The organism is Thermococcus sp. AM4, assembly GCF_000151205.2.
GTDB lineage: Archaea > Methanobacteriota_B > Thermococci > Thermococcales > Thermococcaceae > Thermococcus.
Window position 1 is genome coordinate 207,453 of record NC_016051.1, and the last position, 23,687, is coordinate 231,139.

22 protein-coding genes are annotated in these 23,687 nt (G+C 54.8%); 14 read left to right on the forward strand and 8 right to left on the reverse strand.

The window, feature by feature from the left end:
- Nucleotides 1–45: 45 nt before the first annotated feature.
- Nucleotides 46–1,344 (forward strand): ATP-binding protein, encoded by a 1,299-nt coding sequence (locus TAM4_RS01220; protein WP_014121412.1) that lies wholly within the window; start codon nucleotides 46–48, stop codon nucleotides 1,342–1,344.
- Here TAM4_RS01220 and TAM4_RS01225 read toward each other — a convergent pair.
- Complete coding sequence (locus TAM4_RS01225) at nucleotides 1,307–2,632, reverse strand: TldD/PmbA family protein (RefSeq protein WP_014121413.1); 1,326 nt, start codon at nucleotides 2,630–2,632, stop codon at nucleotides 1,307–1,309. The two genes, TAM4_RS01220 and TAM4_RS01225, sit on opposite strands and share 38 nt — an antisense overlap.
- 10 nt (nucleotides 2,633–2,642) lie before the next feature.
- A complete protein-coding gene (locus tag TAM4_RS01230) occupies nucleotides 2,643–4,010 on the reverse strand; it encodes a TldD/PmbA family protein (RefSeq protein ID WP_014121414.1) in 1,368 nt (455 codons plus the stop codon).
- Nucleotides 4,011–4,159: 149 nt separating this feature from the next.
- Here TAM4_RS01230 and TAM4_RS01235 point away from each other — a divergent pair, with 149 nt between their 5' ends.
- A complete protein-coding gene (locus TAM4_RS01235; RefSeq protein ID WP_014121415.1) occupies nucleotides 4,160–4,813 on the forward strand; it encodes a CGP-CTERM sorting domain-containing protein in 654 nt (217 codons plus the stop codon).
- A 32-nt stretch (nucleotides 4,814–4,845) separates the two neighbouring features.
- On the opposite strand, the gene TAM4_RS01240 is transcribed toward TAM4_RS01235, so the two are convergent.
- Entirely contained in the window at nucleotides 4,846–5,739 is an 894-nt protein-coding gene (locus TAM4_RS01240) for a hypothetical protein (protein WP_048149638.1), read from the reverse strand.
- Between the two features lie 151 nt (nucleotides 5,740–5,890).
- Here TAM4_RS01240 and TAM4_RS01245 point away from each other — a divergent pair, with 151 nt between their 5' ends.
- Nucleotides 5,891–7,789: a S9 family peptidase gene (locus TAM4_RS01245; protein WP_048150800.1), complete on the forward strand. Its 1,899-nt coding sequence runs from the start codon at nucleotides 5,891–5,893 to the stop codon at nucleotides 7,787–7,789.
- Between the two features lie 3 nt (nucleotides 7,790–7,792).
- On the opposite strand, the gene TAM4_RS01250 is transcribed toward TAM4_RS01245, so the two are convergent.
- Nucleotides 7,793–9,022, reverse strand: coding sequence for a hypothetical protein (locus TAM4_RS01250; protein ID WP_014121418.1), 1,230 nt, complete (start codon nucleotides 9,020–9,022; stop codon nucleotides 7,793–7,795).
- Between the two features lie 552 nt (nucleotides 9,023–9,574).
- On the opposite strand from TAM4_RS01250, the gene TAM4_RS01260 reads away from it, so the two are divergent.
- Entirely contained in the window at nucleotides 9,575–9,847 is a 273-nt protein-coding gene (locus TAM4_RS01260) for a hypothetical protein (RefSeq protein ID WP_014121419.1), read from the forward strand.
- Entirely contained in the window at nucleotides 9,814–10,140 is a 327-nt protein-coding gene (locus TAM4_RS01265; RefSeq protein WP_014121420.1) for a type II toxin-antitoxin system VapC family toxin, read from the forward strand. Before TAM4_RS01260 ends, TAM4_RS01265 begins: the two co-directional genes overlap by 34 nt.
- On the opposite strand, the gene TAM4_RS01270 is transcribed toward TAM4_RS01265, so the two are convergent.
- On the reverse strand, nucleotides 10,128–10,589 hold the full coding sequence (locus TAM4_RS01270) for a DUF1931 family protein (RefSeq protein WP_014121421.1): 462 nt from the start codon (nucleotides 10,587–10,589) through the stop codon (nucleotides 10,128–10,130). The two genes, TAM4_RS01265 and TAM4_RS01270, sit on opposite strands and share 13 nt — an antisense overlap.
- A gap of 101 nt (nucleotides 10,590–10,690) precedes the next feature.
- Here TAM4_RS01270 and TAM4_RS01275 point away from each other — a divergent pair, with 101 nt between their 5' ends.
- From TAM4_RS01275 to TAM4_RS01290, 4 genes are read left to right on the forward strand one after another with little or no spacing between them, the layout of a single operon-like run.
- The gene (locus TAM4_RS01275) at nucleotides 10,691–11,281 is read left to right on the forward strand and encodes a molybdopterin-guanine dinucleotide biosynthesis protein MobA (RefSeq protein WP_048149644.1); all 591 of its coding nucleotides are present in this window, start codon (nucleotides 10,691–10,693) and stop codon (nucleotides 11,279–11,281) included.
- A gap of 40 nt (nucleotides 11,282–11,321) precedes the next feature.
- Nucleotides 11,322–13,202, forward strand: coding sequence for a PEGA domain-containing protein (locus TAM4_RS01280; RefSeq protein ID WP_148258568.1), 1,881 nt, complete (start codon nucleotides 11,322–11,324; stop codon nucleotides 13,200–13,202).
- A 60-nt stretch (nucleotides 13,203–13,262) separates the two neighbouring features.
- A complete protein-coding gene (gene glmS / locus TAM4_RS01285; RefSeq protein ID WP_014121424.1) occupies nucleotides 13,263–15,071 on the forward strand; it encodes a glutamine--fructose-6-phosphate transaminase (isomerizing) in 1,809 nt (602 codons plus the stop codon).
- A 10-nt stretch (nucleotides 15,072–15,081) separates the two neighbouring features.
- Nucleotides 15,082–18,039 (forward strand): peptide transporter, encoded by a 2,958-nt coding sequence (locus TAM4_RS01290; protein WP_014121425.1) that lies wholly within the window; start codon nucleotides 15,082–15,084, stop codon nucleotides 18,037–18,039.
- Here TAM4_RS01290 and TAM4_RS01295 read toward each other — a convergent pair.
- The 3 genes from TAM4_RS01295 to TAM4_RS01305 are packed head-to-tail and all read right to left on the reverse strand — an operon-like array spanning nucleotide 18,036 to nucleotide 19,666.
- Nucleotides 18,036–18,704, reverse strand: coding sequence for a class I SAM-dependent methyltransferase (locus tag TAM4_RS01295; RefSeq protein ID WP_014121426.1), 669 nt, complete (start codon nucleotides 18,702–18,704; stop codon nucleotides 18,036–18,038). The genes TAM4_RS01290 and TAM4_RS01295 overlap by 4 nt on opposite strands.
- Complete coding sequence (locus TAM4_RS01300) at nucleotides 18,705–18,986, reverse strand: MTH1187 family thiamine-binding protein (RefSeq protein WP_014121427.1); 282 nt, start codon at nucleotides 18,984–18,986, stop codon at nucleotides 18,705–18,707.
- Nucleotides 18,987–18,991: 5 nt separating this feature from the next.
- Entirely contained in the window at nucleotides 18,992–19,666 is a 675-nt protein-coding gene (locus TAM4_RS01305; protein WP_014121428.1) for an adenylate kinase, read from the reverse strand.
- A gap of 57 nt (nucleotides 19,667–19,723) precedes the next feature.
- Here TAM4_RS01305 and TAM4_RS01310 point away from each other — a divergent pair, with 57 nt between their 5' ends.
- The 5 genes from TAM4_RS01310 to TAM4_RS01330 all read left to right on the forward strand — a co-directional run bounded on the left by TAM4_RS01310 (nucleotide 19,724) and on the right by TAM4_RS01330 (nucleotide 23,687).
- Complete coding sequence (locus TAM4_RS01310; protein ID WP_014121429.1) at nucleotides 19,724–20,170, forward strand: single- stranded DNA-binding family protein; 447 nt, start codon at nucleotides 19,724–19,726, stop codon at nucleotides 20,168–20,170.
- A 211-nt stretch (nucleotides 20,171–20,381) separates the two neighbouring features.
- Nucleotides 20,382–22,097: a carbon starvation protein A gene (locus TAM4_RS01315; RefSeq protein ID WP_014121430.1), complete on the forward strand. Its 1,716-nt coding sequence runs from the start codon at nucleotides 20,382–20,384 to the stop codon at nucleotides 22,095–22,097.
- A gap of 38 nt (nucleotides 22,098–22,135) precedes the next feature.
- Nucleotides 22,136–22,402, forward strand: coding sequence for a hypothetical protein (locus TAM4_RS01320; protein WP_014121431.1), 267 nt, complete (start codon nucleotides 22,136–22,138; stop codon nucleotides 22,400–22,402).
- Between the two features lie 9 nt (nucleotides 22,403–22,411).
- Nucleotides 22,412–23,404, forward strand: a complete 993-nt coding sequence (locus tag TAM4_RS01325) for an ArsA family ATPase (RefSeq protein WP_014121432.1) — start codon at nucleotides 22,412–22,414, stop codon at nucleotides 23,402–23,404.
- A complete protein-coding gene (locus TAM4_RS01330; RefSeq protein ID WP_048149650.1) occupies nucleotides 23,394–23,687 on the forward strand; it encodes an iron-sulfur cluster assembly protein in 294 nt (97 codons plus the stop codon). Before TAM4_RS01325 ends, TAM4_RS01330 begins: the two co-directional genes overlap by 11 nt.

Consider the following 23,687-nt stretch of genomic DNA (forward strand, 5'->3'; position numbering starts at 1 on the left):
GCGTGGAGAACAAAGTTTTTAAAAAGAATGTTTTATATATAAAACATGATTGAACGCGAGACGTGGGAGGAGGTCATAGCGGACTACCTTGAGCTCAGGGTTGATTACGTTCCCCGGCAGGTTGAGGTCAAACTCCCCCTGTCGAGAGCTCTAACAATCGTTGGACCGAGGAGAGCGGGAAAGACCTACTTCCTCTTTCAGCTGTGGGACGAACTCGACGATGAGAGGCGGAAAAGCCTGTACGTGAACTTCGAGGACCCCCGGCTGATTGGAGCGACTTCAAACGACCTCATGGAAATGCTCAGGGTCTATTACTCCCTCGTCGAACTCCCGAGAAACGAAAAGCTGACCTTCCTGCTTGACGAGGTTCAGGCGGTTGAGGGCTGGGAGCGCTTCGTCCGCTACCTCCTGGACAGGGGGCACAGGGTTATCCTGACCGGCTCATCTTCAAGGCTTCTCTCGAAGGAGATAGCGACAGTCCTGAGGGGAAGGTCTGTAACGCTGAATCTCTATCCCTTTTCCCTCCACGAGGTGCTGAAACTCAAAATCGGAAACGAACTGCCGAGCCTTGAGGTAAGGGGAAAGGTCCTCGGCGTTTTAAGGGAGTGCCTTGAGTGGGGCTTGTATCCGGAAGTCGTTCTTCAGCCAGAGCTCAGGAGAGAGCTCCTCAGGGAGATTCTCGACGTGACGATTTACCGGGATATTGTGGAGCGGTGGCGCGTGGACAACATCAAGGCCCTCCGCTTCCTCTTCAGGCTTCTCGCAAGGTCGAGCCACACCTCGGTAACGAAGCTCCACTCCACGATGAAAAGCCTCGGGATAGCGGTTGGAAAGCCGACGCTCGCCAACTACATTGAGTACCTCAACGATGCCCTCGTCCTTTTCCCGCTCAGGGCTCACGTCAAGTCCGAGAAGAAAAGGGAACTCCTCGGTTTCAAGCCGTACTTCGTGGACAACGGCCTTCTTGGCGTTTTGGGAGTTACTGACCGGGGCAGGCTCTTTGAGAACCTCGTCTTCACGGAACTTCTCAAGGCCGGCCTTGAACCCAACGAGGAGCTGTTCTTCTACGTCACCGAATCCAAACGAGAGGTTGATTTCATAATTCCCGGGGAGGAGCTAATCCAGGTGACGTGGAAGCTCTCACCAGGGAACGAGGGCAGGGAGCTCTCGCCTCTAATCGAGGCCTCAGCTGAGACAGGGATTGAAAGACTAACCGTTGTCACGTGGGAGGGCAGAAAAACGCTCGAAATCGGGGGAAAGATAGTTCAGGTAGTCCCACTCGATAAATGGGTGAAAGAGAAAAGGGTTACTTCCCCGCTATCTTCACGTTCTCAAACCTTATGAACGGCGTCGTTATGGTGTTCATGAAGGGCATCACGGTCTGCTCCCTGCTTACCTCGCTCGCCTGCCTGAGGAGCTCGTAGACGTTGCCGGCGATGAGGAAGACGCTTGAGCCGACGACCTCACCGTCCTCGATGAGGAAGGCGGGGTTGGCAGTTACGGCAAAGTTTCCGTTATCTGGGTTGCTGGAGTGTGCGCCCTGGAAGCCGTCCACAAAGTAGCCGCGCTCGATTTCGGCTATCATGTCCTCAAGGGAGCGCTTGCCCTTCTCTATGACGACGTTGTGGAAGCCGATGTTGATTCCACCGCTCCTTAAGTCCCTCTTCCCGTTTCCGGTGCTCTCGGTTCCGTAAACCTTCGCCCAGTAGTTGTCCCAGACGAAGCCCTTGAAAGTTCCGTTTTCGATTAGGACGTTCTTCCTCGTCGGAACGCCCTCGCCGTCCGCTATGACGGGCTCAAGCGACAGCTCGTGGAAGGGGTCGTCGTAGAGCGTTATCACGTCGCTCGCAATCTTCTCGCCTACCTTTCCAGCTAAGGGCGTTGTTTCCTTGACCAAGCGCTCGCCGCTGAAGGCCGGAAGGAGAGCGTAGCTGAAGAGGCCTGCAATCGCCCATGGACCGAGGATTACCGGTACTTCCTCGTTCCTGCTCGGCTTGACGCTGTAGGCCCACTTGACCTTCTGGACGGCCCTCTCGACAACCCCTTCAACGTCGAGGTTCAAATTCCTCTTCGCGTCGAAGTCGAAGATGCCCGGCGTTACAACGTCGCCCTTCCTGCCTACCAGCTCAACGAAGAAGAACGCCGCGCCGCCCTCCTGAAAGACGTCTATCCCGTGGGAGTTCACTACATGCCTCTCCTCCCAGCTTACGCCGCCTTCCCCGCCGGCCACGACCGCGTGGGGATCCTTCTCGCGGGCGAGCTTTATGGCCCTGACGAGCATCTCAACGAGAACGTCGGGAGAGGTTTCCTTCAGCTCGTAGTTGGACTTGGGCTTCTCCCTGTATTTCCCCGGCTCCGGCAGGGAGACCCACTTCTCGTCCCTGCTGTTGAGCCTCGCCATCTTCGCGGCCTGCTCTATCGCCTCCTTAACGCGCTTCTCCTCGTCGCTGTCCACTATAGCCAGACCGAGGCGCTTGTCCTTTATACCGCGGATTATCGTTACGGCACCGCTCCTCGTCGAGGCCATTGAAATCTCGTTGAGCTCGACGCTTGCGCTCACATCCCTTGAGCGGTAAACTGCAATCTCAACCTCGTCGAAAAACTTCTCGGCGTAGCGTATGAGGTTCTCCATCGTCACCACCTCACCCGATGAGAATTCCCCCGTCAAACCTCATGTGCGGGCCGCCGGAGCTGACGAATGCCGTCTGTCCCTTGCCGCAGAAGCCGACCTCGAGGCCGAAGTCCTTGCCGACGGCGCTTATCTTCTTGAGGGCCTCTATCGCGACGCCGGTAATCGAGGTGTCCCTTATCGGCTCGGCTATCTCTCCGTTCCTGATGACGTAGCCCTCCTGGATTCCGACCTGGAAGGCGCTGTTGAGCTGGGCCTGCCCGCCGCGGAAGTCGACGACGTAGTAGCCGAACTTGATGTCCTCAATGAGCTCCTCAAAGGAGTGGTCGCCCGGCTCAAAGACTGTGTTGCGCATCCTGATTATCGGCGGGTAGCGGTAGCTCTCGGCCCTCGCGTGGCCATTCGGCTCCATGCCCCACTTGTGGGCGTACTCGCGGTTGAGCATTATCTCCTTCAGGATTCCGTTCTCGATGATGTGAATGTCCTTAACCGGAACGCCCTCGTCGTCGTACTTGTCGTTTCCGAAGCCGCCCTCAACGTAGCGCTCGCTCATCATGACGTACTCCGGTGCAATCTGCTTGCCTATGAGGTCCTTGAAGGGCGAGTTTATCGTAAGGTCTGCCTCTGCGAGGTGCCCCAAAGCCTCGTGGGCGATGATTCCGACGACTATCGGGCCGGCCACGATCGGCCACTCACCGCGCTTTGGAGCTACACCTTTCAGCTGGCTGTGCATCTTCCTGAGGAGTCTCTCCTTCACCTTCTCGTTCGGCTCTATCTCGGTCATGAGCTCCCAGCCGTAGTCAACGGCTCCAATGCTGTCCCTCGCCATCGCGAGCTTTCCGTCGGCCTTACCGGTGACGTATGTTCCCTGGTAGAGGTAGTTGTAGTCCCACTCTATCCTCGTTCCCTCGTTGGTGAGGAGGATTTTCCTTCCACCGCCGTCCTCGTAGCGAATCTGGACGCTTTTTACGGCTTTATCCTCCTTGAGGAGTCTCTCAAGCTCCCTGAGGTGGGAAACCTTCTCCTCGATGTCCACTTCCCTTGGCTTGATGCGCATCTTGCTCTCCACGAAGTCCTCGACCGGCTTTATCTCGGCCAGCTGGATTTTCTCCTTCTTCGTCTGCGCGGCCGCTCTGGCGAGCTTGTAGGCCTCTTCAATCTTCTTCTCGAGGTTCTCAAGCTCGCTCGTCGAGGCGAAGCCCCAGGCACCGTCCGCCAGAACCCTTATGGCAACGCCCCTGTGAAGTTTCCCCGTGAAGCTCGTGAAGACGCCGTCCTTGAGGCCGAGCGTGGTCTTCCTGAGGTCCTCGTAGCGTAGCTCGATGTACTCAGCCTTCAGGTTTTCCTCAGCCCACTTAAGGGCCCTTTCAAGTGCCTCCATGTTCACCACCGTTGACGTTTGTCCAATCCCTTGTGGGGTGGACAACTATAAAAGCCTTTTGAGCATTTCGATGAGCATCTAAACTTAGTCAGGACGTTGGGGAATAAAGTTTTTAATGGGGTAAGAACTAGAACGCTGGGGATGCCATGATGAAAAAAGTTGTACCATTGGTTATCCTAGTCGTTGCCCTTTCCCTCGTTGCTGCCGGTTGTGTGTCCGTTGAGGAGCACGTGAAGGTAAGTTCCGACGGGAAAATAGCTCTCCTCAAGATGACCATCAACATGAGCAAGGATGTGTACTCTCTCGCGCTCTCCAACACCAGCGAGGGCTCCTTCTGCGCGGACTTCAGGAAGAACCTGACGGATTACGAGAGGGAGCACTTCACCTGCGAGGAAAAGGTTTCCGGGGAGACAGCGACGATCGTTATAACGGGGAAGGACATAGACCCCTCCAAGCTCACGGGAGACACTAAAATGAAAGTGGAGAGGCAGGGCGATTACATTGAGTTCTGGGACTACACCTGGTACGATGAGGGCAAAAAAGAGGAGAAAAATGAAACCGACTGGGATAAAGAGATCGCAAGCCTTTTCACGATAGACTACTACCTTGAAATGCCTGGAGAGATCGTCGATTCCAACGCTCAGGTGGTTAACGGGAACAAGGCCGAGTGGCACTGGAACCTGTACGTGGCCTCAAAGCATCCGATCTACGCCAAGGCAAAGGTTGAGGAGAAGAAGGGTCTCTGCGGGCCGGCTTTCCTCGTGGGTCTGGCAATAGTGCCGCTTCTCTTCAGGAGGCACTGATGGCTTCCTTTTCTCTTTACCTGGAACGGCACTCAGCTGGAACAGTTCAGGGAAAGGGCCTTCCTCAGCTTCTCAATCTCGCTCTGGCTTAATTCGTGCTCAAGGTATTTGAAAGCCTCGCAGGAAACCCGTTCCTTGTGGGAGTACGTGTACTCGAGTGATTCATCATAGAGTTTCTCATACAACTCATAGTAGCGAACTCTGAGGCATTCATGGTTATGGGTGCTCGTCCATCCGTCATTTTCTCCCAAAACGGCCTTTGCCACTTGGACAACTCCCCAGCCCGCGGCCGTGGAAATTAGGACGAAGAGGGCAAACGCGACAATCTGTTTGAGCACCCTGGGTCTGATCCTCATTTTGGCCACGATGATGAGCCAGAGGAAGAACGCTGCGAATATCGCAAAGGTGAGGAACGTTGCCAGGAACACGACTTTCAGCCCCATGAGGGAAGCGAGCTCCCTGAGGCCCTCTTTTCCCATCAAAACCCATCCGAGTGGGGGAGATGGCTTTAAAATGACCTCGGTGAGGTTCCTTCTTCCGTATTCGCGGGCGAGCTTTAGGACGACGTAGTTCCTCTGGAAAAATTCAAAGCTAAGCCTTATGTGGTCGGGATCCCCCTTCGCGATGTTCTGCCTGAGGGATTCAATTGAAGCGTTCAGGTAAAGCGATGCCGCGTACAGCAGGTCATCGTACCCGGGGCTTTTTCTACCCAGTTTTTTCGCGATCACGAACTCAAGCTCACCAGAATAATCGTAGCGATGGCCGATGCCCTTCTTCAGGAGTTCCTCCGGCGGCAGGAAGGATGTAACCTCGGCCCGGTAGGGGGTCACGTTCGGATCGCAGGGCAGCGATAGGATCTCTTTTTTCGCGTTCTCGTAGGCCCACCACTGGACGGCTGAGATGATAAAGATAAGCACGAGGGCCATCAGCAGAAGTGCGGGGACAAACCTCGAGGTGGACCTCATGGACTATGGATCGGGTTTGTATTTATTACTTTTTTGGTGAGGATTTATGTTAGATTTCGGTCGAAACGCTAAGCTTTTATACGAAAAGAGCCGATTTACCTCGGTGGTTTTCATAGCCAGGGGATTGAGTGTTAAAGACCTCGGAAAGTTCAAGCTCGTCGGCAACCTCGACGCCTTCAGGCGAAAAGTGGTTTTTCAAGTTACCGAGATAAGCGTCGAGAAGGACGACTACTTCTCAAAGCTTTACCTCTACGACGGCAGAAGGGTTAGGCCCTTCACATCGGGGAAGAAGGACTCAAACCCGAGATTTTCGCCAGACGGGAGGCTGATAGCCTTCACCTCCAAGCGCGATAAGGAGGGCAAGGAAGCCGAGCTCTACGTTATCCCAACCGACGGCGGCGAGGCGAGACTCTTAGCGAAGTTCAAGTACGGTATTAAGAACCTCCGCTTCACCGAGGACGGCAAGAGCATAGCTGTTATAACGCCGATAGACATTGAGAAGAAGCCAAAAGATGACGTTCACCTTATCAAGGAGATTCCCTTCTGGTTCAACGGCGTTGGCTGGGTCTACGGGAAGAGGAGCGTCGTCTATCTGGTGGACGTTGAGACTGGCAAAAAGAGGCGCGTAACGCCCAAGAACCTCGACGTCTCGCAGGTCCGCTTCCACAAAGGGAAGCTTTACTTTATCGCCCAGGAGGACCGCGAGAGGAAGCCGATGGTGAGCGACCTTTACCTGCTCGAAGGCAGGAAGGCGAAGCGCCTGACTCCAGGAAAATGGAGCGTGAGCGACTTCATTCCGCTCGACGACGGCACTTTCATCCTCAAGGCCAACACGCGCGAGCGCGGGATTCCGACGAACACGCACATCTACCACTACAACCCCGAGACGGGAGAGATGAGAAAACTCACCGCTGAACTCGACCGCTCGGCATACAACTCCCTCAACAGCGATGTAAGGGGAAGCCAGAGGGCCGAGCTGGTCTTCAGGGACGGCTGGGTTTACTACGTCGCAACCGACGGCCCGAGGGCGAACCTCTTCAGGGTAAACCTTGGGGGGGAGATAGAGCGCGTCATAGGTGGAGACAGGAGCATCGAGAGCTTCGCAATCGGCGACTACATAGCCTTCACCGCCCAAGACGCGGTCACCCCTCTGGAACTCTACGTCCTCCGCGACGGCAGGGAGAAGAAAATCACGGACTTTAACGGCTGGATTAGGGAATACAGGCTCTCCAGACCGGAGCATTTCACGGTTAAGGCCAGCGATGGAGTAGAGATAGATGCCTGGATTATGAAGCCCGTTGACTTCGAGCCTGGAAAGAAATATCCGGCCGTTCTCGAAATCCACGGCGGGCCGAAGACGGCCTACGGCTACGCCTTCATGCACGAGTTCCACGTTTTGACGGCCAAGGGCTTCGTGGTAATATTCTCCAACCCGCGCGGTAGCGACGGCTACGGTGAGGAGTTCGCCGATATAAGGGGCCACTACGGGGAGAGGGACTACCAGGACCTCATGGAGGTCGTTGACGAGGCCTTAAGGAGATTCGACTTCATCGACGGGGAGAGGCTCGGCGTTACGGGCGGTTCCTACGGAGGTTTCATGACCAACTGGATAGTCGGCCACACCAAGCGCTTCAAGTCTGCTGTAACCCAGCGCTCAATCTCCAACTGGGTGAGCTTCTTTGGCACAACGGACATCGGCTACTTCTTCGCCCCAGACCAGATAGGGGGCGACCCCTGGAGCAACGCCGACGGCTACTGGGAGAAGAGCCCGCTGAAGTACGCGCCGAACGTCGAGACTCCTCTGCTCGTCATCCATTCGATGGAGGACTACCGCTGCTGGCTTCCGGAGGCGTTGCAGTTCTACACCGCTTTGAAGTACCTCGGCAAGACCGTTGAGCTCGCCCTCTTCCCGGGCGAGAACCACGACCTGAGCAGGAGTGGAAAGCCGAAGCACAGGGTCAAGAGGCTCGAACTCATCGTAGAGTGGATGGAGAGGTGGCTGAAGGATTAACGATTAACTTTTCTCCATTTCCCTCTCCTTTAGTACTCTCTCGAAGGTGTTTAGGATTCTCTCGACTTCAGGACTTCTGAAGACGGGCTGAACCTCTTCTAAACTGGGAGCAGTTTCTGCTTTCGACTTAATCAGGTATGGATAGAGGTATGAGAGCAGGAGAATTCCGGCGATGAAGGTGAAATCTCCTGTAAAGCAGACGATAAGGAGCAGAGCAGTGATGGGAGATATTATCACGGCTACCTTAATGAGTTGCCTGCTGAGCTTTCTGTTCATGCTGAGTGCAAAGGTGGCGAGATACCCAAAAAATCCAGCGAGGACAACCCAGCCCCTGAATGAAAGGAGCGCAAGAGGTATCCATTCGATTCCCGTAACAGGTGGAGTCCTGAGCAGATAAGCCCTGCCACTCTTCTCGGCTACGCTTGTAAATGCCCTCCATTCAATGATAAGGCCGAGCATAGCCGTGATTGGGATGTAGAGAACGACATCGCTCACCATCTTTGGTGGGGTTGCAAACAGGTACAGTGCCCACGGGAGCAGGAAAAGTCCGAAACCAACCCCTATAAGACCAGAAAATGCAAAGGACGTTCTCAACTTCCCAAGCTTCGGTATTTCATCGTCTTCCTTTTCCTCACTCTCCTCGCTTTCAAGGGAATTCCATCGAATAAACCTGTAGACCTGATACGCAAGAACTATGAGCAACAACAGAATGTATGGAAGAGCCAAATGAAGTAAAAAATCTCTCGTTTCCCTGTCTCTGAGTGGAGAGGGCACCTTCCCGGAAATGTAAACTCCAACCTGTGTTTCTTTGGCCGTCCCGTTTGGATAGCTGAGCTCAAAGGTCAGCGTACTAACCTTGTTGTAGAGAATCCACTTATTGCTTGAATTAAGGTAGAGACGGTCCATGAACTGCTCTATGGGGGAGTTTAAACCCAGCGAGATACTAAAGGGCACTTCTACGAATTCTTTTTCGGGGTTAATTTGAACTTCCTGGCCATTTACAAGTTTTGTTCCTGCGAGTTTGAAGTGAACTGGAACACCGTTGAAGGACTTTAATTTAACCTTAACTTTCTCCACTGGACTTCCCGAGATTGTGCATTCTAAGACGGGGTGGGTTGCGTTTATCATTTGAGAACACACAATATCCGCTCCAAACACGGGTTTAGCAGATGGGACGGCTACCATTATGACAATTAGCGTTACGACAAGCTTCCACCAGTTTCCTTTCTTCATATCTCCCACCTCTTATCACTTCCCAAGAAGAATGGAATGTCCTTGCCAGCAACCATTGCACACAGGATCAAAAACGCCGGCCCGAGCCAGAGAATGGCCATTGGTGGGAAGGCTCCCATTACGAAACCGAGACCCAACCACAGGGCTGATACAATCGGTGAAACTTTTCTCAGGGCAGTTCTCGCTCGGTCGAATCGTCCTAAGAGCACAAGTAAGGGAAATCCCATCGGCGCTCTCCAGGTACAGCTTTCCCGTTCCGTTGCCCTCCAGCCTGCAGACTACCTTCTCGGCCGGGGCTTTGGCGGGACAGTTCAGAGTTGCACCCTCAACGAGCGGGAGGAACATGAGGAGCAGGATTACCACTACGAAGGGGCTTCGTCTCACCCAATCACCGCTCGGGGTATGCTGTGGTGCTTATAAATGTTTCTCCCCAAGCGCGTAAAGAATGGTAACTCGAAAACAGAAGAAAGCCTCAGAGCGGGTAGTTCAACTTGGGGCTTGTGAAACCAAAACTTAAATACGTGAACTCACATAATTCCGTGCGGTGATGACATGCCGAACATAACCCTCTCAGTCCCGCCCGACCTCTACCGGAGAATGAAGAAGCACCCGGAAATAAAGTGGAGCGAGGTGGCGAGAAAGGCCATAGCGGAGTATCTGGCCAAAATCGAGGCCGAAGAACTCAGTTCGGACGAACTGCTCTCGCTCCTTGGTGAGGACTTCAGGAAAGAGCTCGAGAACACGCCAGTTGATGAGTACGAGAAGGCGCTCAAGAAAACGAGGGATGTCGAATGGAAAAGGCTCTCTACGACACCAACGTCCTGATTGATGCCCTAAAATCTCGCAGGAAGCTCGAAGGGTACACAACGATTCTCAATGTCGTGGAGTTTCCAAGGGCGCTTGAGCTCGGTCTGACCGTGATAACGCCGAGCCTCGAAGACTACCTGCTGGCAATCAAGATATCGCAGGCGATGGTCAAAAGAGGAACGCCCGTTCCGGCAGTGGATGCTATAGTTGCTTCGGTTGCGATAAACAGGGGGCTAACTCTTGTTGCACGAGACAAACACTTTAAGTGGATAAAGGAAGAGTTTGGAGAGCTAAAACTTCAAAGCGTGTAGTCCAGAACCTTCTTGGCCTCCTCGATGTGCTCGGGGTAGACGTTCTTAATCTCCGGGTGGAGGGCCTTGATGACCCTTCCGATGAGCACGAAGAGGGTTCCCGCGATAATCGGGAGCTCGTTGACTACATCTTCCTCGAGCGGGATGTCGCCGGGTATCTTCTTCAGCAGGAACTTCCTGATGGGGTCTATCTGGACCTTCTCGTCCTCGATGACCGCTCTAAAGAGGTTCAGGCTGTTCTTGAAGCCCTTGGTAATCGGTATGTGGCGCATCTTTATCGTGCTCGAGCGCTCGGCCTTGGCGTTCTCGTAGGCAACCTCAAAGAGGTCGCTGAGCTTCTTTTCGACTATCTCCATCATCTCCTCTGCCCTCGGCTTGATGACCGCGAGCTCGCAGGTCCTCTCCAGGATCTTCTGGAGCTGTGGGTAGGGTATTATCATCTCTGCCATTTCCCATCACCTCCGCGTTCTTGCCGGTGAATTTTAGTAACCCGGGGTATATAAAACTTTCGGGCCGGGAGATTTTTAAAGAAAACCCTTTAGTTCGCACCATGCTCGGCGTTATACTGGCGTTTCCGGAGAAGCGGTGGGAGAACTACACCCTGCCCGTGAATGGAGAACCAGTCGTCAGGCTCACCGAGAGGAGGCTTTTGATGAGCAAGAGAATCAACGAAACGCTCACAATTGTTAGAAAGGACAAGCTGAAGACTTACTCCCTCCACGTTTCCAAACCCATTCCCGTGACCGCGAGAAGCAAGATGGAAGCGCTCCTCAAAGCCCTTCCTGACGAGCCCTTCTTCCTGGTCGAGGGCAACATGCCCCTGATAATGCCCTTCCTCGTAAACTACCTCATAGGTCTCTTCTACGAAAGCGAGCCGGAAGCTCTGATCCCCGTCTGGAACGATGGGAGCACCGAGGTATTTCACGCGGTCTACGAGCCGGACGCGCTGAGGGATGCAATAGAATCGGCCCTCGCCGAGGGCTATCGGAGTTTTTCGAGGGTTACCGAGTTCCTCGACTACGAGCCGGTTTCGATAGAGGAGCTGGCGAGGAGGAACCCCAAGGTTACGCTGAGCTTCTTCAGGGTGAGGAGCGGGCTCGACATCAGGTTTGCAGAGGAGACCCTGATGTCTGGAGTTTAGCGACCATAACGTTTAAGGCCTCCCCGCTTGAGTTTCCCCGGTGGTTGGGTTGAAGGGTGCGTACCTCACGGCGATAACGTTCATGCTGCTCTTCTCTACCTTGGCAGGGGCCTCCGACTACTGGGTGGGCTTCTACGGCACGACCGGCTACGACGAACTCAGGGCAGTTTCGGTCATGCCGAACGGGGACATCGTGGCCGTTGGAAAGGTTTCCCTCAACGGCACAACCGCTCCCTGGGCGATACGGCTCGACCGTTACGGAAGGGTTCTTTGGTCGAGGTATTATCGGATCCAGGGCGTGGAGGCCGATCTTAGGGCGCTCGCGGTGGATAACGACGGCAACATCGTAGCGGTTGGGTCGGTTAGAAGGAAAGTCGGCGAAACGCTGACCTCTGACATGCTCGTCATGAAGCTTGACGGAGACGGAAACGTCCTGTGGGCGAGGGATTACGATGCGGGATCGCTTGAAGTCGGGAATTCCGTCGTGATCGAGAACAACGCAATCTTTGTCGGCGGCTACGCGACGCCCGAAAGTCCCGAGCTCTGGGTTCTCCGCCTGAATCCCTACGGCGACGTTGTCTGGGGGAAGCTCTATCTGGGGGTATACCCTACCTTCAAGCCCTTCCTCGCCCTCGACGGGAGCGAGGTTTTAGCCCTCGGCATTCTCGGATCGGGAAGTCCCGTTTTGATGAAGCTCAACCCCCTCAGCGGGGGAGTAACAACTGCCATGGAGTACCTGAACCTATCCCTCTCATCGCCCGTCCTCGCAGTTGGAGGAAACCCCTCGATACTGAACGGCAACGGAACCTGTTTGACAGTTCTCCTCCCCTCCGGAGAATGGAAGTGCTACAATCCGGGCTTTGGGGGCGTTGACGTTGTCGGCGCCGCCTATTCCAGCGGGGGAACCCTCTACACCCTTAGCGTTGCGAAGCCCTGGCCGGGCATCAACTTCTACATTCTGGGCCTCAGCGGCGGCTCGGTTGCGGTCAGCAGGGCCTATCGGCTGAGCGATCTCGACGTTCCGAGGGGGATAGATGTTTCAGCAGATTCCATTCTCGTCGCCGGTTCAAGCGAACGCTTCTCTTCTGCCGTCAAAACAGAGGGTTTCGTAGCGAAGCTGCCCTTCAACGGGGCCATCGGAAACTACGAGTCAAAGGACGTAAGCCCGGCTGTTTTCACAGGGAGTTCTGAAGTCCGGGCGATAAGGGTCTCGTCCAGAACGCTCCTGCCAAAGGTCTCTTCCCTCGAGGTCAGGGCCCGGAACGTCAAACCCGTTGGGTTCCTGAGGGTCGAGGTTGGAATAAACGAACCCGTCAGGCTTTACATCGACGGAAACTTCAGGGCGCTCCTGAGCGGGGAAGGGGTTCTCGCCCTTAGCCCTGGGGAACACGTGGTGAAGCTTACGGCCAATGGATACAGGGACTACGAGGCGACGGTTTCGATACGGGACGGGATGGAAACCCTTCTCAAGGCCGAACTCGAAAAGAAGATCGAGCACGGCACGCTCATCGTCAATTCAAGCCCGTCTCACGCGGCCGTTTACCTCAACGGCACTTTAATCGGGTGGACACCCATGGAGATGAACCTCACTCCCGGTGCGTACGTTGTTGAGATCAGCAAGGGAGGATACCGTCCGTACAGGGAGACCGTGAGGATTTCGCCGGGTGAGAAAAAAGTACTCTCTGTGGAGCTTGAAAAGATCCCGGTTTCGAGCACTTCAACCACCAGCGTCCCCACTACGACCTCAGCAACGAGCACGAGCAGGACGACTTCATCTTCGACAATTCCAACGGGCACCCGGGAGGGGACGAGTTCATCGACGACCAAAGGGAAGGGGGGCTTCTGCGGGCCCGCGGCAATCGTTGCCCTCTCGGTTTCCCCACTCGTGCTGAGGAGGATGTTTCGGAGGGAGGACCGGTAGAAACTCTTTTAACGAGGGGCAGTTTATGTAACCCAAGCGTAAGGGACAAAAGGTGAGATCATGTGCGGGATCATCGGTTACATAGGCGATAGAAAGGCCTGTGAGGTCATAGTTAAGGGTCTGAAGAGGCTTGAGTACCGGGGCTACGATTCTGCAGGCGTCGTTACGGCCAGCGGCGACAGGATTGAGGTCAGGAAAGGTGCCGGCAGGATAGACGAGCTGACCCAAAGGCTCGGCTTCCTTGAGATGGAGGGCAACAGGGGAATCGGCCACACCCGCTGGGCGACCCACGGCGTCCCCAACGATGTAAACGCCCATCCCCACACCGACTGCACTGGCAAAATAGTCGTCGTCCACAACGGCATCATCGAGAACTTCGCCGAGTTACGAGAGGAACTCCTGGCAAAGGGTCATACCTTCAAGAGTGACACCGACACGGAGGTCATAGCGCATCTCATAGAGGAGGAGCTAAAATCGAGCGGGAACTTTGAGGAAGCCCTCAGGAGGGCCCTCAAGCGGCTGAAGGGTTCCTTCGCCCTGGGCATAATCTACGCGGACGAGCCCGACAGGATATACGTCGTCAGGAACGAGAGCCCGCTCGTGATCGGGGTCGGAAACGGGGAAAACTTCGCGGCAAGCGACGTTCCCGCCTTTCTCGAGTACACCAACAGGGTGGTTTTCCTCGACGACGGTGAGTACGCGATCCTCAAGAAGGACTCCTATGTGGTCAAGAGACTCGACACGGGCGAGATCGTTGAAAAGCCGGTTCACGAGATAGAGTGGACGCTCGAAATGGCCGAGAAGGCCGGCTATCCTCACTTCATGCTCAAGGAGATATACGAGCAGCCGAGGGCAATCAGAGACGCGATACACGGCAACAGGGAGGTAATAGGCAGGGTAGCGGAGGAAATAGCGAACTACGAGAGGATCATCTTCGTTGCAATGGGGACGTCTTATCACGCGGCCCTCGCGGGCAAGTACCTTTTCCAGAGGCTCGTCAAGAGGGTCCCCCTCGTGGAGGAGGCCAGCGAGTTCCGCTACGAGTTCGAGGATCTGATAGACGAGAAGACTCTCCTGATAGCGATAACACAGAGCGGGGAAACGGCCGACACGCTCGCGGCGATGAGGCTGGCGAAGAGAAAGGGGGCAAGGGTGCTGGCGATAGTGAACGTCGTTGGAAGCATGGCCACGAGGATAGCCGATCTGACCCTCTACACCCATGCCGGACCGGAGATAGGCGTGGCCGCGACAAAAACCTACACGACCCAGCTCACGGTTTTGACCATGCTCGCAATGGAGCTCGCCAAAAGGCTCGGCACCGCGGACGAGGACTATCTCAAGAAACTTGAGGAGGATCTTTTAAGGGTCCCCGAGCTCGTTGAGAGGGCTCTGGCCCATGACGAAGCCCTAAGGGAGCTTGCCGAGTCCCTCGCTGACAGGAGGGATTTCTTCTACATAGGCAGGAGCATAGGCTTCCCAACGGCCTTAGAAGGGGCGCTGAAGCTCAAGGAGATCAGCTACATCCACGCGGAGGGCCTGAGCGCCGGAGAGCTGAAGCACGGCCCGCTGGCGCTCCTTGAGGAGGGCGTTCCCGTCGTTGCGATAGCACCGAGCGGTAGGACCTTCTCCAAGATGGTGAGCAACATAGAGGAGGCCAAGGCAAGGGGTGCCCTCATAATAACGCTCTCCGACAGGGACGATGCCAAGAACTTCTCGGACGTTTTGATCGAGATGCCCCGGCTTGATGAACTCCTAACTCCGATTACCTACGTCGTCCCCCTCCAGCTCCTCGCGTATCATCTGGCCGTACTGAGGGGCAACGACCCCGATAAACCGAGAAATCTTGCCAAATCCGTTACCGTTGAATGAGGTGATCGAGATGGTTAAGAGCAAGGTAAAGAAGAAGGAAAAGGTCAAAAAGTCAAAGGGGGCGCGTAAAGAGCCCGAGAGCCTCAAGAAGATAGCCTCCGTTTATCCCAAGCTGAAAACCTACGGCCTGGCAATAGTCACGCTGATAATCGCCTACTACGGCTACATCATAAGAATGAAGACCGCGAAGCTCAAGTACTTCATCGACCCCGATACCTTCTACCACTTCGAGATCTTCAGGGAGGCCGTTAAGCACGGCATACCGAGCTACTTCTCCCGCGCGAATCCCCCAACGGGCATAAAGCTGGGTGGATCTCTCGGTCTTTACGTCATCCCGGCCAAGGTTTACAGCTTGATCTTCAGCCACCTCGGCTACACTGAGCTGGAGTTCTTCAAGATGTGGACGCCGCTCGTTGGGGCCATAACGATAGTCGGAATATACCTCCTCGGGCGCAAGCTCCACTCCGACTGGGCGGGGTTCTGGGCTGCGGCGTTCCTGGCTTTCTCCTACGCCAACTACTCCAAGACCTACTCCGGAAACGCCAGGGGTGAGGCACCGTTCCTCATGTTCTTCGTCTTCGCCCTGGTTGCGATGACCTACTACCTCGACGAGAAGGCAGACTGGAAGAATCTCTCCAGGTCCTGGAAGAAGATCCTCTGGGGAGCCCTATTCGTGATCCTCAGCTGGCTCTTCATGATGAGCTGGCAGGGAAGCGAGTTCGGTCTCGGTGTGCTGCTCGTCTTCATGGGCCTCTATCCGATACTCCTCTTCGTCTTCGGGAAGATGGAGGAGCTCAAACGCTTCGCCTACGAGTTCTACCCGCTGATGCTGATCGTTCTCTTGGGCGCGCTTCCGCTGACGGGAATTCCCCTCATAGGGTACAGGTCCTTCCTGATCTTTGCGCTCGAGGTCTACCTAGCGATAGCGGCACTCACCGCGATAATGCTCTTCGGCGAGAGGATAGGCCTCAACTACTCGGACAAAAAGCACAGGTTCGGAACCGTTCTGGCGATCGGCGTTCTGGGCTTCGCCGGGGCTTACCTCTACTTCGGCCCGGACCTCTGGAAGTTCCTTGCCGGAGCCTATCAGTCGAACCCGCTCTACCAGACCGTTGCAGAGCTGGCCAAACCCAACTGGGCGTACATTAAGAACGTCTTCAGCATACACTACGTCAGGGGCGCGGGTCAGGACGGAATGCTCTACGTGTTCTCGATCGTTGGCTTCCTCATCCTCCTCAGCAGGATTTCCTGGAAGCTCTACCGCGGGGACGTTACCGGCTACAAGGAGGTCTTCTTAGCTGTCTACTACGGCGCGGCCACTTACTTCCTCTGGACTGCCGTCAGGTTCAGCTTCCAGGCTTCCGGAGCGGTCATACTCCTCGCGGGCGTTTTCCTCGGGGAGATAATAGTGGCCATCGAGAGGATGGAGGAAACCCTCGGAACCAAGGCGATGTTCGCGGTTGTGCTCATCCTGCTCTTCATCCCCCTGCCGGTGATAGCGGCGAGGGACATGGGCACGCTCGCAAAGGCTCAGGCTTCCGCCGAGGCCGTTCCCAAGTCCTGGCAGGACACGCTACTCTGGCTGAAGAACAACAGCAACCCCCTCGACAGCGCGACCAGCTGGTGGGACTACGGCTACTGGATTGAGTCGAGCCTCCTCAGCGACAGGAGGGCCTCAACCGATGGAGGACACGCCTACGACAGGAGGTACATCCTAGCGAAGTTCTTCTCCCACAGCGGGGATAAGGGCGAGGTGGACTTTGAGGCGTGGGGTCTCAACTACCTCATAGCCTGGCAGAGCGACATCTTCAAGTTCAACGCCATAAGCTATCTCGGCGGTGCGATTACCTACGGTGAATACCGCGGAAACCCAATGTTCATGCCAGTAGGCCCGCAGTACGGCTCGACGATAGTCTACGACAACAAGACCAAGACCTACTACGTGCAGGTCTCCTACGGCGGCAGGGTCTACCAGTACATCCCCGACACGATAATAGACATGGGGACCGGTTCCGTTTACCAGAACAAGCAGCCGAACGTTCCCTACGTCCTCTACAAGTACCCGGGCAACTGGGGCGTTCTCGCCTACGACAAGATAGCCTTCAGCAACTTCGTCCAGCTTGCCTTCAACTACCTCAACCCCAAGAACATAACCGAGTCCATGAAGCTCCGCTCCAACTTCGTCCCCGTGAAGATGGAGAACGGCGTCAACACCTACCGCTTCAGGCCCTTCGCGGTTTACAAGATAGACCTCCTCGTGAACGGTACCCCCTCAAACGGAACGTGGAGGCAGGTCTATTCCCCGTTCTTAGCCATGAAGCTGCCCGTCGGCAACCACACCTTCAGGATCTACATTTCGGCCTTCGGAAGGGACGTGAAGAACGCGACCCTGATCTTTGAGGCCTACAGGAACGGAACCCTCGTGAAGAGGGAAACCCTCGCCGAGAACCTCTACATAAACCACCTCCACGAGACCCCGATCACAGTGAGCATGGACATCCCCAACGCCACGAACTACCGCATGGTTCTCATCCAGAAGGGACCAGTCGGAGTGCTCGACGGCCCGGTTAAGGTCGATGGAAAGGAGGTCAACCCGAGCTTCCCGATAGCCCCGGGCAGGAGCGGCGACATCGATCTGAGGGCGGCCTTCAGAAAGGACTACAACGTCACCTTTGCCCTCAGGGCGATGGTCACCTACTACGTCACTCCCAACGGAAGGGACATCTACAAGAAGGACTTCTACCTCGAGCCACACCAGGACATCATCGCCTACATCCCGATCAAGGAGCTGAGCGTCAGAGCCGGCGACAACAGGATAAGCGCCCACGTCAGCGTTCCGAGTGACGTCTTCAGCAATTACATCGAGAAGCTGAAGCAGAAGTACGGCGACAACTTCGTGGTTTACAGGAAGAGGCTCGAACCTGTCTTCATAACGGAAAAGGCCTACGTGATATGGAACGGGAGCTAAGGCCTGACTCCCCGGACGGCTATGAAGGCCCCGAGCCCCTTACATTTTTTGTAACATTTTTTATCCACCCTTTCCGCGAGATCTAGAAACGGCCAGAACGATGGGAAGAATATCACCCCGGCGCTCTCGATGTTCTTAAAACCGGCGTTTGTTAAGAGGGCCTCCAGTTCTCCGGGCGTGTAAAAGCGGGCGTAGCGATAGGCCGTTTCAACGAAGAGGCTTTTGAGGCGTTTGAAGAGGAACCACGCGCTCCTGCCGTTCATCGTGCCGATGAGCGCCTCGCCGCCGGGTCTCAGAACCCGGTAGATCTCTTCCAGAACTTTCTCCGGCTCGTGGATGAACTCAAACATTGTAACGCTCAGCACGAGGTCAAAGCTCTCGTCCGGAAAGGGAAGAGAGTAGGCGTCTCCTCTGATGCAGTTCAGCCCCTTCGAGCGCGCTATCCTGAGCATCCCCTCGCTCGCGTCGAGGCCGATCACGTCGAAGCCCCTTCTCCTGAGTTCGAGCGTGTAGTTGCCCGTTCCGCAGCCGAGGTCGAGCGCTTTTCCCGATCTCGTTCTGAGCATGGAGAAGACCAGCCACTTCTCAATCCTGTCCACGTACCGTCCGGTTCTCGTCCTGTACCAGGCATCGTATCTATCCGCGATCCTGTCGAAGTACTCCATCTACCTCCCCAGCTTGCCCTCTATGCTGAGGGGTTTATCAACCCTGTCGTCTATCTTCAGGCTGATGACGACGCGCTTCGCTCCGGCCTTCAGTATTGCCTCGTGGCATTTTTTGACGAGCTCAAGTATCTCCTCAATGGACCCCTCGACCACCGTCCCCATGGGGCACACCATGTACTTCAGGCCGCTCTTTTCTATGACCTCGATGACAGGCTCCAAGTACTTTCCGACGCTCGGACTTTCGGTTCCCAGGGGGAAGAGGCATATCTCCGCAACGGCCATAGGTATCACTCGTGCTCCTTTCTCTTCTTCTCCCTCTCGTGGATGTAGTCGAGGAGGGGTTGTATTCTCTTCCACACGTCGGGGATGAGGCCGTGACCGTCGACTCTAACGTAGATGCCCTTGGCCCGGTAGAACTTGATTATCGGCTCCATGTTCCTGATGTAGATGCGGTAGCGCTTTCTTACAACCTCCTCCCTGTCGTCAGCCCTCTGCACGAGCTTTGAGCCACAGAGGTCGCAGACCCCCGGAACCTTCGGGGGATTGTACTTGACGTGATAAACAGCCCCGCAGTTCGGGCATATCCTCCTGCCGGAGATCCTCTCCACGCTCGCCTCCTCGTCGATGAATATCTCCAGGGCCAGGTCGAGCCTTATCCCGTGGTCGTAGAGGTAGTTTTCGAGGGCTATGACCTGCTCGGGCGTTCTCGGATAGCCGTCCAGGATGAAGTTCTCCCTCTGGCGCCTCAGGCGGGAGATGATGAGAGTGTTCACTATCGTGTCGGGGATCAGGTCGCCCCTGCTCAGGTAGGCGGCCATCTCGACTCCGAGCGAGCTTTTTCTCTCGATTTCCCTCCTGATCAGGTCTCCGGACGATATGTACGTGAGGCCGTACTCCTCCACGATCCTCCTCGAATGGGTGCTCTTTCCCGAGCCAGGGGGTCCGAAGATCAGAATGTTCATGGGTAGCCACCAATAAGCATTTATGCACTGAAGTTGAATAATCTTTTGGTGATCGCTATGAAGCTGAGCACCGGTTACGTCCGGGCATCTGGCTACGCCCACAAGGTCAGGAGGGTTCTCTTCGCCCTTACCCGGGGAAAAGTTGACCCCAAGGAAGTTGTGAGGGCGGCCGGGGAGCTGAACCAGTACATCTTTGAGAAGTTCCAGGAGCTGAAGGTTGATAAGGCCGACGTCGTGAGGATAACGGTTCCCTTCGAGATCAGGGACGGGAAGATCGTCTGGGATTACGAAAGGCTCAACATAGAGGTTTACAGAAAGAGCGAGGAGGAGAGACTGGCGAAGGCCCTTGAGGAGGTGGAGGAGAGGGAGAAGGAACTGGAAGAACGCATCAGCGAGATCGAGAAAACCGCGGTAAAGCTCAGGGACCTCGCTGAGGAGCTCCTCGAAAGGATAGAGCGGCTGAAGGAGGAGCACACATCGCTCAGACTGAAGGCGGAGGAGTGACCTTTTATCCAATTTTGGCTTTCTTACTCTGGGAGAGTTCAATTTTCAAACTAAAGTCCCTCATAGGAAAGGCCTATCGCCAAAATACACCGTGAGGTTCTTTAAAATCCAACTCTAAGTTTAAAGCCGAGGTATTTTCAGTTTTTCGCCGAAAAGCATTTATATTTCAAAAATGTACATTGGAGTGCAAAACTTTAATGGAGGTGCAGAGATGAACTCCGCTGTTATAATCTTGATAGCGGCGGCCATATACGTCGGTATGTACTTTACCTACGGCAAGGCCCTTCAGAACAAGGTCGTTAGGGCCGATCCCAACAGGCCAACTCCCGCCCACAGGCTCTACGACGGTGTCGACTACGTTCCAGCGAACCCGATAGTGCTTTACGGCCACCACTTCGCTTCTATAGCCGGTGCCGGACCGATTGTCGGTCCAGCGGTTGCGATGGCCTGGGGATGGCTTCCGGGACTCCTGTGGGTCTGGTTCGGAAACGTCTTCATCGGTGCGGTTCACGACTATCTGGCCCTGATGTCATCGGTTCGCTACGATGGAAAATCAATACAGTGGATTGCAGGAAAGCTCATGAGCAGGAGAACCAGCCTTGCATTCGAGCTCTACGTCTGGTTTGCTCTTGTCCTCGTTGTGGCTGCCTTTGGCTGGGTTATCAGCAGTATATTTGTTGGCAAGCCGGGTGCTGCGACTGCCTCATGGCTCTTCATGCTGGTGGCAGTGATCCTGGGACTTCTCCTCTACAAGTGGCAGGTTGACTTCAAACTTGGAACTGCTATCGGAATAGCCTTGCTCATACTGGCAATATACATTGGCTTTAAGTTCCCGATAAATGCCAGCTACCACGCCTGGCTCATTGCCCTCGGAATCTACGTCATCATAGCCTCTTCCCTCCCGGTGTGGATCCTTCTTCAGCCCAGGGACTACCTTAACGCCTACATCCTGTGGTTCGGCCTTATACTCGGTGGCCTTGCATTCATTGTAGTTGGGCTGAAGGGCACCGGGACGTTTACTGCCCCCGCATTTACGACCTGGAGTGCCAGCGTCGTCGGCGGAAAGCCCTCACCGTTCTGGCCAACAATCCCGCTCGTCATTGCGTGCGGTGCTCTCAGCGGCTTCCACTCAATCGTCGGTTCTGGTACAACCAGCAAGCAGCTCGACAACGAGCTCCACGGCCTTATGGTCGGCTACGGTGGAATGTTCACCGAGGGCTTCCTCTCAACGCTTGTCATATCCTCAATAGCGGTCTACGGTCTCCAGATCTTCCAGCAGAAGGGAATCCCCGTTAACTACAACAACTGGGGAAGCCAGTATGCCATTCAGGTCATTGCCCACAAGCTGAAGGTTGGAATATTCTCACAGAGCTACGCTATGGGTGTCCACGATGCCTTCGGAATCTCAACCTCCGGAGCGGCGCTCTTTGCCAGCCTCTGGGTTGCAGCTTTTGCACTGACGACCCTTGATACCGCCACCAGGCTTGGAAGGTTCACCTGGCAGGAAGTCATGGACATGGTCAACGCCCCGGAGATCCTTAAGAACAAGTGGGTTGCCTCCTTTATACTTGTGGCATTCGGCATCTACATGGCATGGGGTAAGGACTTCCTGGTTCTCTGGCCGGCCTTCAGCGGAATGAACCAGATGCTCGCGAGCATTGCTCTAATGACTGCTTCCCTCTGGGTTGCAAAAGTTCAGAATCCGAAGGGGGCATGGAAGTGGGCAGTGCTTATTCCAGCGCTCTTCCTCTGGATTACGGTGACAGCAGCACTTATATGGTTCCTCGTCTACGTGGCCCTTCCGAAACACCTGATCTGGGTCAGCATAATAACCTTAATTGGCCTGCTCCTGAACATAATGCTGGTCATCGACTGGTACGCGGCATGGAAAAAGCCGGCTGAGGAGTACGCCGCGATGGCCAGCTGAAGCTTTCGTTTTTTCATTTTCCTTCTGGGGGTGAGAACTTGCAGAAGATTCGGGACTTCTTGAAGGGATTCGGTGAGGCCTTCAAGCATCAGTCGACTGAGTATATTGAATTCGAATTGCGGGAGCTTGAGAACGTCTTCGCGCTCATCCTGATGGGCTCGTTCATAGGAATACCCAGCCCGCCGACCACGCTTGTTATGAGACTCATGCCTCATATGGTCAAGGAAATCCGGGTCATGGAAAGTCGAGCGATAAATCTCGACGACGTCTTTGCTGAGGTTGCCGGAATGTTCGATATAGACTGAGGTGGTATCATGAGAGAGTACCTTATCCCCAAGGAGGGTTTCAGGGTTCTGTTCGTGATAGGAAAGGGTGGAGTTGGCAAAACCACGACGAGCGCTTCAATAGCCGTTGGGCTGGCCGAGAGGGGATACAAAACACTGATAGTTTCCCTTGACCCCGCCCACAACCTCGGCGATGTCCTCATGGAGAAGCTGAGTGATAAGCCAAAGAAAATCATCGACAACCTCTACGCGAGCGAGCTCGATATGGAGAAGCTGATTAAGGCCTACCTCAAGCACCTTGAGAAGAACCTCAAGAACATGTACCGCTACCTTACCGTTATAAACCTTGAGAAGTACTTCGAGGTCCTCAGCTACTCGCCGGGGATAGAGGAGTACGCAACGCTCGAAGCCATAAGGGAGATCCTAACAGAAGGTGATCAGTGGGACGTTATAGTCTTCGACACGCCCCCCACGGGTTTAACGCTCCGCGTTCTGGCCTTGCCGAGGATTTCTCTTATCTGGGCCGACAAGCTGATTGACATAAGACGCAAGATACTCCAGAGAAGAAAAGCGATAGCGAATATCAAGGGTGAGGAAGAGTACGAGATTGAGGGTGAGAAGTTCAAGCTTCCGAAGGAGGAGGCTGAAGATCCGGTTATGAAGGAGCTCCTCCAGTACAGGAGCGAGGTTCAGTTCGTCGAGGACGTTATAACGAATCCGAACAAGACGAGTGTCGTTGCCGTTATGAACCCAGAGATGCTCCCGCTCTACGAGACCGAGAGGGCCTACGAGAGCCTGAAGAAGTTCAAGGTTCCTCTGCGGCTAATCGTTGTGAACAAGGTAATTCAGCTAAGGGAAGAAATTCCTGAGTTAAAGGTTAAAATGGAAGCCCAGAGGAAGGTTCTCGAAGAAGTCGAGAGAAAGTTTAGAGGGGTAGACGTGATAAAGCTCCCGATGTTTGCAGAGGAACCCAGGGGAATTGAGTGGCTGAGAAAGCTTGGAGGTATGGTTCTTGAGGACTGATGCCATACTAGAACTCCTCAGATCCGTGAAAAATCCATTTACGGAGGTTGATATAGTCAGTGAGGGACTGGTTTCAAAGATCCAGGTTGATGAGGAGGGTGTGAAGATTTACCTAGCGTTCGCTAGAAACACCCCCCCAGGTCCAGTTTCAAGTGCACTAGCTTGGCCCGTTCAGGCTAGGATAATTCGAGATATTGTGAAAGTACTTGAAGGAGCAGGAATCGGAAATCTTGAAATACTTGACGATACAACCCTTCAGAGGTACTATCCGGAGGGCGATTGA

What these genes read in the sequence shown, in the direction of transcription:
- TAM4_RS01300 (WP_014121427.1), bottom strand. Translation starts at nt 18,986, where the DNA reads ATGGCCGTTGCGGAGATATGCCTCTTCCCCCTGGGAACCGAAAGTCCG.
- TAM4_RS01265 (WP_014121420.1), top strand. Translation starts at nt 9,814, where the DNA reads ATGGAAAAGGCTCTCTACGACACCAACGTCCTGATTGATGCCCTAAAA.
- TAM4_RS01260 (WP_014121419.1), top strand. Translation starts at nt 9,575, where the DNA reads ATGCCGAACATAACCCTCTCAGTCCCGCCCGACCTCTACCGGAGAATG.
- glmS (WP_014121424.1), top strand. Translation starts at nt 13,263, where the DNA reads ATGTGCGGGATCATCGGTTACATAGGCGATAGAAAGGCCTGTGAGGTC.
- TAM4_RS01305 (WP_014121428.1), bottom strand. Translation starts at nt 19,666, where the DNA reads ATGAACATTCTGATCTTCGGACCCCCTGGCTCGGGAAAGAGCACCCAT.
- TAM4_RS01270 (WP_014121421.1), bottom strand. Translation starts at nt 10,589, where the DNA reads ATGGCAGAGATGATAATACCCTACCCACAGCTCCAGAAGATCCTGGAG.
- TAM4_RS01325 (WP_014121432.1), top strand. Translation starts at nt 22,412, where the DNA reads ATGAGAGAGTACCTTATCCCCAAGGAGGGTTTCAGGGTTCTGTTCGTG.
- TAM4_RS01220 (WP_014121412.1), top strand. Translation starts at nt 46, where the DNA reads ATGATTGAACGCGAGACGTGGGAGGAGGTCATAGCGGACTACCTTGAG.
- TAM4_RS01310 (WP_014121429.1), top strand. Translation starts at nt 19,724, where the DNA reads ATGAAGCTGAGCACCGGTTACGTCCGGGCATCTGGCTACGCCCACAAG.
- TAM4_RS01250 (WP_014121418.1), bottom strand. Translation starts at nt 9,022, where the DNA reads ATGAAGAAAGGAAACTGGTGGAAGCTTGTCGTAACGCTAATTGTCATA.
- TAM4_RS01225 (WP_014121413.1), bottom strand. Translation starts at nt 2,632, where the DNA reads ATGGAGAACCTCATACGCTACGCCGAGAAGTTTTTCGACGAGGTTGAG.
- TAM4_RS01315 (WP_014121430.1), top strand. Translation starts at nt 20,382, where the DNA reads ATGAACTCCGCTGTTATAATCTTGATAGCGGCGGCCATATACGTCGGT.
- TAM4_RS01290 (WP_014121425.1), top strand. Translation starts at nt 15,082, where the DNA reads ATGGTTAAGAGCAAGGTAAAGAAGAAGGAAAAGGTCAAAAAGTCAAAG.
- TAM4_RS01240 (WP_048149638.1), bottom strand. Translation starts at nt 5,739, where the DNA reads ATGGCCCTCGTGCTTATCTTTATCATCTCAGCCGTCCAGTGGTGGGCC.
- TAM4_RS01275 (WP_048149644.1), top strand. Translation starts at nt 10,691, where the DNA reads ATGCTCGGCGTTATACTGGCGTTTCCGGAGAAGCGGTGGGAGAACTAC.
- TAM4_RS01235 (WP_014121415.1), top strand. Translation starts at nt 4,160, where the DNA reads ATGAAAAAAGTTGTACCATTGGTTATCCTAGTCGTTGCCCTTTCCCTC.
- TAM4_RS01230 (WP_014121414.1), bottom strand. Translation starts at nt 4,010, where the DNA reads ATGGAGGCACTTGAAAGGGCCCTTAAGTGGGCTGAGGAAAACCTGAAG.
- TAM4_RS01295 (WP_014121426.1), bottom strand. Translation starts at nt 18,704, where the DNA reads ATGGAGTACTTCGACAGGATCGCGGATAGATACGATGCCTGGTACAGG.